The organism is Rhodoferax sp. (assembly GCF_044236835.1).
Classification (GTDB): Bacteria; Pseudomonadota; Gammaproteobacteria; order Burkholderiales; family Burkholderiaceae_C; genus Allorhodoferax.
The window spans coordinates 1-12,289 of the sequence record NZ_JBIIGC010000034.1; the positions used below are offsets into that span (position 1 = coordinate 1).

The 12,289-nt window shown below is 57.0% G+C and carries 11 protein-coding genes and 1 pseudogene; 6 read left to right on the plus strand and 6 right to left on the minus strand.

Annotated features, from left to right (window positions below; all coding sequences use genetic code 11):
• Positions 1-131: 131 nt before the first annotated feature.
• Together ACILRC_RS14880 and ACILRC_RS14885 are read right to left on the minus strand one after the other, a co-directional pair.
• Positions 132-638 carry a GNAT family N-acetyltransferase gene (locus tag ACILRC_RS14880; RefSeq protein WP_395670155.1) on the minus strand — a complete coding sequence of 169 codons (507 nt, stop codon included), beginning with the start codon at positions 636-638 and terminating at the stop codon, positions 132-134.
• A gap of 100 nt (positions 639-738) precedes the next feature.
• Positions 739-1,143 (minus strand): hypothetical protein, encoded by a 405-nt coding sequence (locus ACILRC_RS14885; RefSeq protein ID WP_395670156.1) that lies wholly within the window; start codon positions 1,141-1,143, stop codon positions 739-741.
• 135 nt (positions 1,144-1,278) lie between these two features.
• Here ACILRC_RS14885 and ACILRC_RS14890 point away from each other — a divergent pair.
• Positions 1,279-1,641, plus strand: a pseudogene (locus ACILRC_RS14890) (phage integrase N-terminal SAM-like domain-containing protein); the annotation flags it as partial.
• Positions 1,642-3,352: 1,711 nt separating this feature from the next.
• On the opposite strand, the gene ACILRC_RS14895 reads toward ACILRC_RS14890, so the two are convergent.
• Entirely contained in the window at positions 3,353-4,015 is a 663-nt protein-coding gene (locus ACILRC_RS14895; protein WP_395670157.1) for an SOS response-associated peptidase, read from the minus strand.
• A gap of 224 nt (positions 4,016-4,239) precedes the next feature.
• On the opposite strand from ACILRC_RS14895, the gene ACILRC_RS14900 reads away from it, so the two are divergent.
• The 5 genes from ACILRC_RS14900 (at position 4,240) to ACILRC_RS14920 (ending at position 8,910) form a co-directional block, all read left to right on the plus strand.
• Positions 4,240-4,656 (plus strand): hypothetical protein, encoded by a 417-nt coding sequence (locus tag ACILRC_RS14900; protein ID WP_395670158.1) that lies wholly within the window; start codon positions 4,240-4,242, stop codon positions 4,654-4,656.
• Position 4,657: 1 nt separating this feature from the next.
• Positions 4,658-5,326 carry a PspA/IM30 family protein gene (locus ACILRC_RS14905; protein ID WP_395670159.1) on the plus strand — a complete coding sequence of 223 codons (669 nt, stop codon included), beginning with the start codon at positions 4,658-4,660 and terminating at the stop codon, positions 5,324-5,326.
• 8 nt (positions 5,327-5,334) lie between these two features.
• The gene (locus ACILRC_RS14910; protein ID WP_395670160.1) at positions 5,335-5,952 is read left to right on the plus strand and encodes a YqiJ family protein; all 618 of its coding nucleotides are present in this window, start codon (positions 5,335-5,337) and stop codon (positions 5,950-5,952) included.
• A gap of 28 nt (positions 5,953-5,980) precedes the next feature.
• Positions 5,981-7,711 carry a flotillin family protein gene (locus ACILRC_RS14915; protein ID WP_395670161.1) on the plus strand — a complete coding sequence of 577 codons (1,731 nt, stop codon included), beginning with the start codon at positions 5,981-5,983 and terminating at the stop codon, positions 7,709-7,711.
• Between the two features lie 182 nt (positions 7,712-7,893).
• The gene (locus ACILRC_RS14920; RefSeq protein ID WP_395670162.1) at positions 7,894-8,910 is read left to right on the plus strand and encodes an Ig-like domain-containing protein; all 1,017 of its coding nucleotides are present in this window, start codon (positions 7,894-7,896) and stop codon (positions 8,908-8,910) included.
• Positions 8,911-9,441: 531 nt separating this feature from the next.
• On the opposite strand, the gene rarD is transcribed toward ACILRC_RS14920, so the two are convergent.
• From rarD to ACILRC_RS14935, 3 genes are all read right to left on the minus strand, one after another.
• The gene (rarD, locus tag ACILRC_RS14925) at positions 9,442-10,317 is read right to left on the minus strand and encodes an EamA family transporter RarD (protein ID WP_395670163.1); all 876 of its coding nucleotides are present in this window, start codon (positions 10,315-10,317) and stop codon (positions 9,442-9,444) included.
• 87 nt (positions 10,318-10,404) lie between these two features.
• The gene (gene gap / locus ACILRC_RS14930; protein ID WP_395670164.1) at positions 10,405-11,403 is read right to left on the minus strand and encodes a type I glyceraldehyde-3-phosphate dehydrogenase; all 999 of its coding nucleotides are present in this window, start codon (positions 11,401-11,403) and stop codon (positions 10,405-10,407) included.
• A 74-nt stretch (positions 11,404-11,477) separates the two neighbouring features.
• Positions 11,478-12,289 (minus strand): transketolase-like TK C-terminal-containing protein (locus ACILRC_RS14935; protein WP_395670165.1); only part of this gene is annotated, 812 nt, incomplete at its 5' end.

Here is a 12,289-nt window from a genome sequence, read left to right on the forward strand (position 1 = left end):
GCAGATTCCATGTCGGCACGGACCACACCAGAGTCCACTTTAGATGCCGGATATACGACTGCAGGCGCATCCCCAACAGCCAAACTATCGGTCAGTTTCTTGCGCTTGCGGGGGAGTCCATATACGAGGGGTTAGGCCACACTGCGCGCACCCCCTGCTAGTACTGTTAGTGATGACTTGCTGAGCCTGAAGCTCAGACGGTCCTCGACAACGCTAGCGCCTAGGCTCTTGTAGAAGGCAATGCCGGCGGCGTTGCCAGACTTGACTGGCCAATCAATGCGACAGCAATCATGTGCCGCGGCATAGCATGCAACCCAGTGCATGAGCGACTTGCCGATACCTGTGCCCCTGCGTGACTTGGAAACGTACAGTTCCTTGAGTTGACACTGCAGGCGGCGTTCTGGCTCTGGCTCAACGATGGAGTACACCAGCATGATTGCGGCGAGGCCCACGACGCTGCCGCCTTCTTCCGTTGCTACAACAAGCTTCTGGGATGCTGAGGAGAGCAAGTTGTTGATCAAATGCTCTCGGACGACCTCACGCGGGGCAGGCGAGTTTGGGTTGTAGTAGGCGTTGAGCTCTGCCAAGAGCTCAACGACAAGCTCGGCTTGCTCGTTCGTGGCAAGACTGATGCGCATGACGGTGGTCTGTGTGGCCTAACGTGAAAGTGACCGGCGACCAGGCATAGGTGCGACCGGAGTGAGCTGACGCCGCTGGGCGTCCGTGTCGGCTGACAGGTTAAGCCTCAGCATACAGTTCCAAGAACTCTCGCTCTTTGTCCTGAACGGATATGTGGAGCAGCACAGTTCGATCGATTTCGACAGTCGGGTGAGTAGCGTTGTGCTTTGAGAACCAGAAGACCTCGCTCAATGGCTCTTCGGTGTGCCATGTTGTCATGATGAATCGCTCATGGGGAATCTCACCAAAGTCGAATTCCTTGAGGTTCGCCATGTCAACTGAGTCGTCCCACGAGCTGCAATTCTCGCCCCAAGCCATCATGTACATGCAGCCACTACGGGCGAGCCAAGTGCTGACGCGAGCCTGCCAGAAGGGCGAAACGGTCGATTCTGCAATTACGACGACGCGAGCTGCCGACAGCCCGACGTCCGGCATATCAGCATCAGGGGCCAGTCGAACGTACAAGGCGCCGGACATGAGGTTTAACGTAATGTATAGAGCAAAACCTGCTCTATAAGTTGGGCGCTGCTCCATAAGTTGGTCATGTCTCCCTCCGCAAAGTGGCTTGCAGCTTAGCTTAGCGCTCAATACACTGTATGAATGTACAGTTATAAAAGCTCGGTGAAACCCAGCACCCTTGCGCTGCAGTCCACCCGAATTTTGGACCAGCTGCGCGAGCGCATTCGGTACATGCACTATAGCCTCAGCACCGAGCAGGTGTACGTCTATTGGGTTCGCTTCTTCATCCGCTGGTCGGGCAACGGCAGTGCCATGCGGCACCCGCGCGACATGGGCGCCCGTGAAGTAGAGGCGTTTTTGACGCATCTCGCCACAGACTGCAAAGTGTCTGCGTCTACCCACAATTAGGCACTGAGCGCGATTTTGTTTCTCTACCGGGAAGTGCTCGCTATTGAGTTGCCCTGGCTCAATGGCATTAATCGCCCCACACAGAAGCGGCGTATAGGGTGGCACAGCGTGGTGGCGTATCTATGGGCCTGGTTTTGGATTTTTCCGCCAAAACCCTGCGCCGCTCCTTTGTCACCCGTATGCTTCCGGAGGGCACAAGCACACGAACGGTGCAGGAGCTGCTCGAACCAGGATTGCAATGGGTCGGCAGCTCGCAGCGGTCAGTAAAGTGAAGATTGATCGCTATCAGTCTGACGTTATTTTTGCGGCGGAAGCTTCTGGTCACGACAGTTCGGGTACTGGAAATCCAGCGCATGAGGGCCCGTCAAGCGTCAAGCACAGGCATCATTGCAATACTTTAAAAAGCTGAACGTGAGCGCCCGTTGCTACTCTGCTTGAAGATTTCAAATGGCTGTTTGCTTGAAAACAATTTGATCGTTAGTCAGCCTAGGTACGTCAGGTTCGACTTTGCTGAGAATTTAGTTGCATGCAATCGCAGGTGCTAAACTTTTCGCTTGATCGTCTTAAACGCAACTCTTCCCAACACCGTCTCAATATTTATGTACAAACTTGTTCAGTGTTTAGTAACTCTGTTTCTCGTCGTGGGTTTAGCGGCATGTGGAGGTGGCGGTGGCGGTGGAGGTGTTGCTGGAGGTGGTACCAGTATTGCGAGCGGCAATATTGTGTACGCCACGTGTTCAACATCTGCTGGCACAGCCTCGCTTGGAACGCAAACGGTCTACTCGCTGTGTAGCGCGGTGCAATCTGTATTGGTTCCAACCAACGCTACCAGTGTTTCAATAGTCGCCACCGGCGGGGGTGGGGGCGGGGGGACCTACACGACTGGTGGCGCAGGTGGTGTTGTAAGCGCCAGTTGGCCCCTTTCCACATTGGGTAGCCCTGCTGCTCTCTCGGTATACGTTGGTGGATATGGGTTCGCTTCAGGTTCGTTAGTCACGGGCGGTGGTAACAGCAGTGCCGGTGGGGGCGGGGGAGCCACAGTTGTGGTGGGTGCCAACAATCAGGCACTTTTGATTGCCGGTGGTGGTGGTGGTGGTGGCGCTGGCACTGACCTGACTGCAGCGGGTGGAACTGGCTGCGGTGGCGATGGAGGAAGCTCCAGTGGCTATACAACAATTGGCGGCACGGGCGGATCATCGAGTGGCTCGGGTGGAAGCGGAGGCTATTTAGCGGGGTCTACCCTTGTTTTCGGGGGAGGAACGGGTGGCAGTAGTAATGGCACAACTGGCGCCATAGGTGTTGGCGGCGCTGGCGGCGGCGGCGGCGGGAGCAATGCCTTTGGAGGCGGCGCTGGTGGAACCAATAACGGTGTTTTGGGTAGCGGAGGCGGTGGAGGTTTTGGCGGAGCCGCAGGGGCCAATTCCCTGATGACTAGTGGCGGCTATGGCGGCGGCGGTGCAGCCAATTATGGTGGCGGCGGTGGGGGTGGCTATGGCGGCGGCGGCGGCGGAGACGCGTTAGGAAATCCGGTGTTTGGAGGTGGTGGAGGCGGTGGGAGCGCATTCATTTGGACAGGATCAACAACGGCTTCAGGCTGCCAGCCAGCTTCTACAGGTTCGGGGTTGGGCGGAGTCGCAACCTATCGGGGCAACAGCGGAAGTGTCTCGATAACATTCAACTGAAGGGTTTTACGGCCGGTCAGAATCGCCTTACCACTTGCTTCGAAAGTGGTACTGGAGCCACCAAGACCAGGCAGAACTCGGTGAGACTCTGCACCTTGCGCCGGTGCTGTGGTGGGCGCAGGGCCTCAGCTAAAGCCAGATTGCCTCAGTCGTTCACAAAGCATGGCGTCCGCCGGGTACGGCAGCATGAACTCCAGTACGGGCGCCGTGGCGTCCAGCCAATCCCGGTAACTCTGCGCCGGCAAGATCGCCACCATGCGCTTTTCATCGGTAGGTTTGTGAAAGTGGTTCATCAGCGGGTGCTGGTCTGCGTTGAGGGTGAGCATGGTGTAGCTGTGCACCCAGCCGTTTTTAGGGTCCTTCCAGCTAGCCCACAGCCCGGCAATCCCAAAAGGAGATCCGTCTGCCGCCTCGATGCGGGTGGCCACCGCCTTGCCGCTGCGCCAGTCGGGTTCAAAGATCGCGTCCGCCGGGATGATGCAGCGCTGGTTGCGTTTGAAGGCGTCTCTAAAGCTGGGTTTCTCAGCCGCTGTCTCGCTGCGGCAGTTGTAGGTGTGGCGGGTGATCTTGGTGTCGGTGGCCCAGTGGGGCACCAGGCCGAAGAGGCCGGTAACGGCTTCTAACGCCGGTACCGCCTCGTCACCCACACCAGCATGCGGGTGCTTGCGGATGAAGGCTCCCAGGTAGCCGGGCCAGAGGTCGAGCTTGGCGTCCTCGGACGGCGGCAGCACCCCGAAGTGGCGCAGGTACTTCTCTCGCTCCTTGACGGCTTGGTAGTGGCTGCACATCGTGGATTGTTCTCCCAGCTTCTCCCAGCTTCACTCTACTGCATCAATGGAGCGAGATTTCGTAAAGCCCATCGCACGCCTGTTGACAAAAGTTCACAAACGACTACATTTGAATTCAAATGACTCCGCTAACCAAAACCAACACCATGATGCCTCTGTCCGGGCGCATCCCGGAGGATTTGTACCAATGGTTAAGCACCTCAAGCTTTGAGGGTGCCACCACCATGAGCGACAAGCTCCGCGTTGGCTTGGCCATGCTCAAGCGGCAGCAAGAAGGCGATGCTGACTACGATGGTGCGCTTGATTTGCAGCGTTCACTAAGCAAAAACCTGCGCAAGCAACTGTCCAAACTGGATTCCGAGCATGGCCACTCTGAGGTGATGGCCATCCTGCTTGAGCATGCGCCTTCGCTCATGGCCGCGATTGCAAGTGCCCAAACCAAAGACCTGGCCGAAGCGCGGCGACTCGAGGATCTTCTGGTACTACGCAGCATGCAACTGGTCGAAAGCCTGATGCGCCAAGCCATTACCCGCCAAGCCAGAGCTTACGACCCCAATGTGGTGACACGGCATATTGGGCCCACTCTGGAATTGGCTACGATCATTCAACAGCAAGCTATTCACACCAAGGAGGGTCATTGACATGAGCGACACATTGCGGCAACGGGTTTCTAGAGTGATTGCGGGCGGTGCACACGCCCTGCTAGACAAAATTGAAGATGCAGCCCCTGTGGCCATGCTCGAGCAATCGGTGCGCGAAGTGGAAAGCATTGCCGACGAAGTGCGCTCCCAACTGGGCCGCACAGTGGCCAACCGGCACCTGGCGCAGCAACAGCACCTTCACCTCAACAAAGAGCACGAGCAACTCGGTGCCGCTATTGAACAGGCCTTACAGACCGGTCGCGAGGATTTGGCCAAACCAGCAATTGCGCGCCAAATAGACATCGAAGCCCAATTGCCGGTGCTCGAATCCAGCTTGGCAGATCTGGTTTCCGAGGAGAAAGAGCTGGGCGGTTTTGTCGACGCTCTGATGGGCAAAAAGCGTGAAATGCAACAGGCCATCAGTGACTTCGAGAAATCGCGCGAAGTCGCAGCCGGCCCGGGTGGAGTTGCAGGCAGCGGAGGCAAACCACTGGAGGCCAAACTCAACGCGGCTCAGTCGGCATTTGACCGCACCTATCAACGCCAAACCGGCCTGGATGCAGCGGGCCGAGGTACTTCACTGGAACAAACCGCCAAACTCAAAGAGCTAAGTGATTTGGTCCGCGAAAACAAGATCAATGAGCGGCTGGCCGCGCTGAAGACCAAATAAGGACAACCATGATTTGGTTCGCTCAAGAAACCTGGCCCTTTGGCTCGGCGCTGCTATTGATGCTGGCGCTTTTCATCATCGAAGGCTCGGGTTTGTTGTTTGGCTCCAGCCCTTCCGGCTGGCTTGATGGCCTGATGCCGGACATGCCCGACAGCGTCGAAGGCCCTCTGGGCTGGCTGCACCTGGGCAAAGTGCCGTTCTTGATTTTGCTGGGCATTTTCTTGGCCGGCTTTTCAATGAGTGGCTACGCCATACAAGCATTCAGCAACACGCTTTTGGGTAGTCTGTTGCCGGCATGGCTTGCCGCCGTACCGGCCACCCTGGCTGGCATGGCCAGCGTTAGCGGCGTTGGCGGCTTACTAGCCCGCGTCATGCCCGGCGACGAAACTACAGCTGTCAGTGAAATGAGCCTAATTGGCCGAGCAGGTGTAGTTGTTCAAGGCGTTGCACGCCGAGGTTCTGCGGCACAAATGAAGTTGCGCGATTTGCACGGCCGCACCCATTACGTATTGGTCGAACCCGACCTAGCCGAAGACACGTTTGAAGAAGGTGCAGCCGTTTTGCTTGTCAAGAAAAACGGCGCGCACTACATGGGCATACGCAACCCCCATCCAGAGCTGATTTGAACCACATTCATCCAATCAAGGGAAAACTATGATCGACCTGTTAATCAACATCGGCTTGCCCGCCGCCATTGGGCTTTTCGGGCTCATTTTTATCGGCGTTATCTTTGCCCGGCTTTACCACCGAGCCACCAAAGAAACCGCATTTGTTCGCACGGGCCTGGGGGGCCAAAAGGTCATCATGGATGGCGGCGCGATTGTTCTGCCCGTCTTTCACGAAATCATTCCCGTGAACATGAACACGCTCAAGCTCGAAGTCTCGCGCCGCGAAGAGCAAAGCCTGATTGCATTGGACCGCATGCGTGTAGACGTAGCCGCTGCCTTCTTTGTACGCGTTAAACAACTTGCAGAGTCTGTGAGTACAGCGGCCCAAACGCTGGGCCGCAAAACCATGGAACCCAATGAACTGAAGACGCTGGTAGAAGACAAATTTGTCGATGCGCTTCGTGCCACTGCAGCAACGATGACCATGAAAGAGTTGCAAGACAAACGGCGTGAATTTGTGATGGCTGTGCAAAACGCCGTGGCTGAAGATCTGGAGAAAAACGGACTTGAACTCGAGTCGGTGTCGCTCACCAGCATGGACCAAACCTCCAAACAGTTCTTCAATCCAAACAACGCCTTCGATGCCGAGGGCTTGACACGCCTAACCCAAGAAACCGAGGCCCGGCGAAAGCAACGCAATGACGTCGAACAAGACACCGAAGTGCAGGTGCGCACCAAAAACCTGGAGGCCGAGCGTCTGAAACTCGACATCACCAAGCAACAGGAATTCGCCACGCTGACACAACAGCAAGAAATCGCCAACGCCAAGGCCGACCAAGTTGCAGAAATTGCCAAGATCGAAGCTGAACGCCAGCGCGAAGCTGAAGAAGTCCGCATCAATGCCGAACGTCTGGTGAAGGAGCGTCGCATCGAAGCAGACCGCACAGTCAACAGCGCAGAAATTGACAAAAACCTGACCATCCAAAAGAAGACCATCGAAGCAGACCGCGAAACCAAGGTCAAGCAAGCCGAGCAACGGCAGTCGGTGGAGCTTGCCAACCAAGACGCCGCCATTGCGATCGCCAAAAAGTCACAGGAACAATCGCAAGCCGACGCCGCAGCCAATACCGCCCGCGCCGAAGCGGTCAAGTCAGAAGAGGCTGTGAACACGGCCCGCGAAGTTGCTATCGCGGAGCGTGGCAAGTCGATTCAGCTGATCGATGCTGCTCGAGAAGCTGAACAACTGGCCATTTCGGTGAAAGTGTCTGCCGAAGCGGAGCGAGAAGCGGCTGAAAACCGGGCGTTGGCCTTGAAGGTCGAGGCAGACGCACGACGCGAGGCCTCGCTTGCAGAGGCCGAGGGTATTGCCGCCATCAACGAAGCCAAAAACAGATTGGGCGCCGCGCAAATTGACCTGGCCGTGCGCATGCAGTTGATTCAGGCGCTGCCGTCCATCATTCAAGAAGCTTCGCGGCCGATGGAGAAAATTGATTCCATCCGCCTATTCCAAGTCAATGGGATGCCCATGGGTGGCGCCAACTCTGGCGAGCCCAACAGCGGCCGAACATCAGGCCAAGGCACACTGCCCGAACAGGTGATGAACTCCGCACTGCAGTATCAGGTGGCCAAACCGATTGTGGACGCCATCATGAAAGACGCCGGGCTGGCCAACCCGTCGTTGACCGGCATCAGTGAGTCGGTGGCGCAGATGATCAGTCCATCGCTACAAACCACACTGAAGGCGGCGGCAACAGGATCGGGGGGTGACACCAAGTAAGGTTTGCACAGCACAGCCTGAATGCATGCCGAGCGAGTGATAGCGGTCAAGTCCATGAGCGCTAACGCATCAGTGGCGCGCGACGTAAGAAGGACGCCGCTGTCGTAATTTCTCGCCAAAACGGTGTTATCGGCTGCGCCTTATTCAATGAGTTAAAGTTTGTTTTCAAGCAGGGGGAAGAAATGAGATTTCTGATAGTGCCTATAGTTTCAATCGCTCTTTATGGATGCGGAGGCGGTGGCGGTGGCGGTGGCGGTGGCGCCTCAACAAGTACTAATCCATCCTCGAATGCCGCGCCAACTGCTACTCCTGTTAACTTGGTTTCCCTTTCCCTCTCAGCATCACAGTCAACAATATATGTAGGAGATTATTTTTCTGTCACAGCAACAGGTACTTATTCGGACGGTTCAACCAAAGTCGAAATATTGAATTACTCATCGACGCCCGGAGATGTAGTTAGTGCATCAACCCCATATTTCGAGGCATTAAAGCCGGGAAGGGCAGCCATCACAGGTCGGCCCTATACAAGTAACTCAAATGTCGTAGGAACGTTGTCAATTGACGTTCTAGAAAGAAATCTTAGTAGTATTTCATTCTCTGGCGATATTGTTAAGCCAGGTTTTGGTTTGCTTCCGCAGGTCCTCACTCAGTATGTGTTTAACGTCGGCGATACGATCAAGTTAATTGCCGAAAAACAATATCAAGGCGGACGTGTTGTGCGCGGTAATGACGAAGTAGTCTTTACTAGTAGCGATCCAGCCACAGCCAGTGTAGAGACTGCTGGAACAATCAACGCATTAAAAGAAGGGTTGGTCTTGATTACTGCTAGTAAAGATTCCGTGAGTAGCTCAGTTATTCTTCAGTTTGTCAAACCCGTGGATACGCCTATTGTCACCATCAACTGCAATAATTCAGTGCCCATAGAAGTATCTGCGTCAACCTGGAACACTGAACGCACCAATGACCCCACAAACTCAACGCTATGGGTCACATTTAGCAAGTCATCTTGCCCGATTGGTACCAATTGGCTTTTAACCTCGCCAACCTCATTCAGTAGCTCCACTGTGAATCTACACCTTTACCGACGAACAGGCATCACGTACCGATACAACCTACCTGAAGCAACGCCTGGCATGACGCTGGACTTTGGCAGTTATGGCATCCAGTACAACAAAGTAGGGCAGATATTGTTTAAGTAGCCAGTGTTATTGCGGCCTGCTGGCTTGACAAGTTCGCAGAAGCAAAACATATTGGAACATCTTGTTTCGTCGCCATTGTGGGAGTATGGGTCTGAATGTCGATAAAAAATGGCCCTGGCGTGAAAGAACCACAAAGGGGTTTACTGCGCATGCCGATCAGGAATTCATTTCGACAATCTCGGCGATGTTTTTGTGATGCTGCCTGCGGGCGCAAATCGACACGAGATGAGTTATTTCGGGGCATGGTCGCTCTACCAATCTTCAGAGCACCATCAAAATCTAATGCTGGTCGTCTCCATTGAAATACTTGCTAAGGGGTCCGGGTAGCAGGGCCAGAAATTGAGTTTGGCATCGCCGGACGGCGACAGCGAGCCAATGAGACATTCAGATGCCCAGCGGTGTTGGGTGTGTGCAAACCCGCAACATTCGGCACGGAAGGGTTTGCTGTGGTGCAAGGTTTTTTATGCAGCAGCGGCTGCATGCTTTAGCTCGGCTGGTGCGTGCGCTGCGCATCCAGCTTTAAAAGAGTTCTTACCGATCCCTCTGGCGGCTGAACCACCAACTCTCCAAGCTGTACACCACCAGTGCCGACCAGATGAGAACAAAGCCCACCAGCCGCGCCTTCTCAAATGGCTCGTGGAACAGCCACACGCCAATGGCGAACTGCAGGCTGGGCGAGATGTATTGCAAGATGCCCATGGTGGTGAGCGAAATGCGGCGCGCGCCTGCGGCGAACAGCAAAAGCGGCACCGCCGTGATCGGCCCGCCCAATGCCAGCCAAATCCAGGTGCTGGTGTCGCCAGCCGCCACCGTACCGGTGCCCTGCCAGGCGAAAAATCCCAATACCACTGCGGCCACCGGTGCCAGCAGCAAGGTCTCCAACGTCAGGCCCTCTAGCGCGCCCAGGCTGGCCACTTTGCGCAGCAGACCATAAAAGCCAAAGCTTGAGGCCAAGGCCAACGCAATCCACGGCGGGTGCCCGGCTTGCACCGCCAGCCACAGCACGCCCGTGGCGGCCACCGCCACGGCCAACCATTGGCCCCGGCGCGGTCGCTCACGCAGAATGAAAAAGCCCAAGGCTACGTTGACCAGGGGCAAGATGAAGTAGCCCAAGCTGGCATCGAGCACATGGTGGTTCTGCACCGACCACACGTACACCAACCAGTTGGTAGACAGCAGCAGCGCCGAGAGCGCAAAGGCCGCCAGCAAGCGGGGTTGTCGAAACACCGTCGCCAACCAAGTCCAGCGCCTGAGCACCGCCAGCACCCCCAGCAAGAACACCAGCGCCCACACGGTGCGGTGCAGCACCACCTCTAACGCGCCGACGGAACTGAGCTGCATGAAATACAGCGGCACCAGCCCCCAACACATGTAGGCCAATGCGGAATAAAGAACGCCGGGGTTCATGGTGACCTTGCTTGTGTGGAAAAAAAGACGCGCCCAAGGGCGCGTCCGGGTGGCAACCGCAGCGGCTGCACTAGGTTCTGGTGTGGATCAGCCGGCCACCACGCGCACCATCTCCAGGCACTTGTTGGAGTAGCCCCACTCGTTGTCGTACCAGCTCACCAGCTTCACAAAGGTGCCGTCCAGCGCAATGCTGGCGTCGGCATCAAAGATGGAGGTGCGGGTGTCGCCACGGAAGTCGGTGGCCACCACCTTGTCGGTGGTGAAGCCCAGCACGCCTTTGAGCGCGCCTTCGGATTGCGCCTTGATCTCGGCGCAAATCTCGTCCATGGTGGCGCTGGTGTTGAGCTCGACTGTCAGGTCGACCACCGACACATCGCTGGTGGGCACGCGAAACGACATGCCGGTGAGCTTTTTGTTGAGTTCAGGAATCACCACACCCACCGCCTTGGCCGCGCCGGTGCTGGAGGGGATGATGTTTTCCAAAATCCCACGTCCGCCGCGCCAGTCTTTGTTGCTGGGGCCGTCCACGGTTTTTTGGGTGGCGGTGGCGGCATGCACCGTGGTCATCAGGCCGCGCTTGATGCCGAACTTGTCGTGCACCACTTTGGCCAAAGGCGCCAGGCAGTTAGTGGTGCAGGAAGCATTGGAGATGATGGCCTCGCCCTTGTACGTTGCGTGGTTCACGCCGAACACAAACATCGGTGTGTCGTCCTTGGACGGTGCAGACAAAATGACCTTCTTGGCACCGGCATCTAGGTGCTTTTGCGCAGTGACCTTGTCGAGGAACAGGCCGGTGGACTCGATCACCACCTCGGCGCCTACGTCCGCCCACTTCAGGTTGGCAGGGTCGCGCTCTTGGGTGAGGCGGATTTTTTTGCCGTTGATGACCAGCGTGTTTCCTTGCACCGACACATCGCCCTTGAAGCGGCCATGCACCGAGTCGTACTGCAGCATGTAGGCCAGGTAGTCGGGCTCCAGCAGGTCGTTGATGCCCACCACCTCGATGTCCTGAAAGTTTTGCAGCGCCGAGCGCAGCACGTTGCGGCCGATGCGGCCAAATCCGTTGATGCCAATTTTGATGGTCATGGGTTTCTCTCCAAGAATAAAAATCTGTATAGCGCGGTCGCGTGTAACGCCGTGTTGCTTTGCGTGCCGCCGCCTCAGGCTTTGCGCACCAGCGCCGACTGCACCGTGTCTGCCACGTTTTCTGGCGTGAAGCCAAAGTGCTTGAACAGCACCGGGGCCGGGGCCGACTCGCCGTAGGTGTCGATGCCCACCACCGCCGCCACGCCGTACTTCCACCAGCCGCCAGTCGACCCCATTTCCACCGCCACGCGCGGCAGTCCGGCAGGCAAAACCTGCGCCTTGTAGGCCGCGCTTTGCGCATCAAAGGTGGTGGTGCTGGGCATGGAGACCACGCGCACTGCAATCTTGCGCTGCGCCAACAGCTCTTGCGCCTTGAGCGCCAGCTGCACTTCGCTGCCGGTGGCGATGATGACCGCCTGGGCCTTTTTCTTCAGGCCCACTTCGCTCGGCTCGGCCAGCACATATGCGCCCTTGCTGATGGCGTCCAAGCCACTGGCGTCGGGCGCAGCGGCCGAGTCGCCCTTGGGCGCGTAGCTGATGTTTTGGCGCGAGAGCAGCAAGGCGGTGGGCTTGTCTTTGTTTTGCAGCGCCACCGTCCAGGCCACGGCGGTTTCTGCGGTATCGCCGGGGCGCCACACATCCAGGTTGGGGATCAAGCGCAAGGACGCAGCGTGCTCAATCGACTGGTGGGTGGGGCCGTCTTCGCCCAGGCCGATCGAGTCGTGGGTGAACACATGCACCACGCGCAGCTTCATCAGCGCGGCCATGCGGATGGCGTTGCGGCTGTAGTCACTGAAGGTGAGGAAGGTGCCGCCGTAGGGGATGAAACCGCCGTGCAGCGCCACGCCGTTCATGATGGCGGCCATACCGAACTCGCGCACACCGT

Coding starts and splice junctions, on each gene's coding strand:
- ACILRC_RS14880 (WP_395670155.1), bottom strand. CDS start 638: ATGCGCATCAGTCTTGCCACGAACGAGCAAGCCGAGCTTGTCGTTGAG.
- ACILRC_RS14895 (WP_395670157.1), bottom strand. CDS start 4,015: ATGTGCAGCCACTACCAAGCCGTCAAGGAGCGAGAGAAGTACCTGCGC.
- ACILRC_RS14900 (WP_395670158.1), top strand. CDS start 4,240: ATGAGCGACAAGCTCCGCGTTGGCTTGGCCATGCTCAAGCGGCAGCAA.
- ACILRC_RS14905 (WP_395670159.1), top strand. CDS start 4,658: ATGAGCGACACATTGCGGCAACGGGTTTCTAGAGTGATTGCGGGCGGT.
- ACILRC_RS14910 (WP_395670160.1), top strand. CDS start 5,335: ATGATTTGGTTCGCTCAAGAAACCTGGCCCTTTGGCTCGGCGCTGCTA.
- ACILRC_RS14915 (WP_395670161.1), top strand. CDS start 5,981: ATGATCGACCTGTTAATCAACATCGGCTTGCCCGCCGCCATTGGGCTT.
- ACILRC_RS14920 (WP_395670162.1), top strand. CDS start 7,894: ATGAGATTTCTGATAGTGCCTATAGTTTCAATCGCTCTTTATGGATGC.
- rarD (WP_395670163.1), bottom strand. CDS start 10,317: ATGAACCCCGGCGTTCTTTATTCCGCATTGGCCTACATGTGTTGGGGG.
- gap (WP_395670164.1), bottom strand. CDS start 11,403: ATGACCATCAAAATTGGCATCAACGGATTTGGCCGCATCGGCCGCAAC.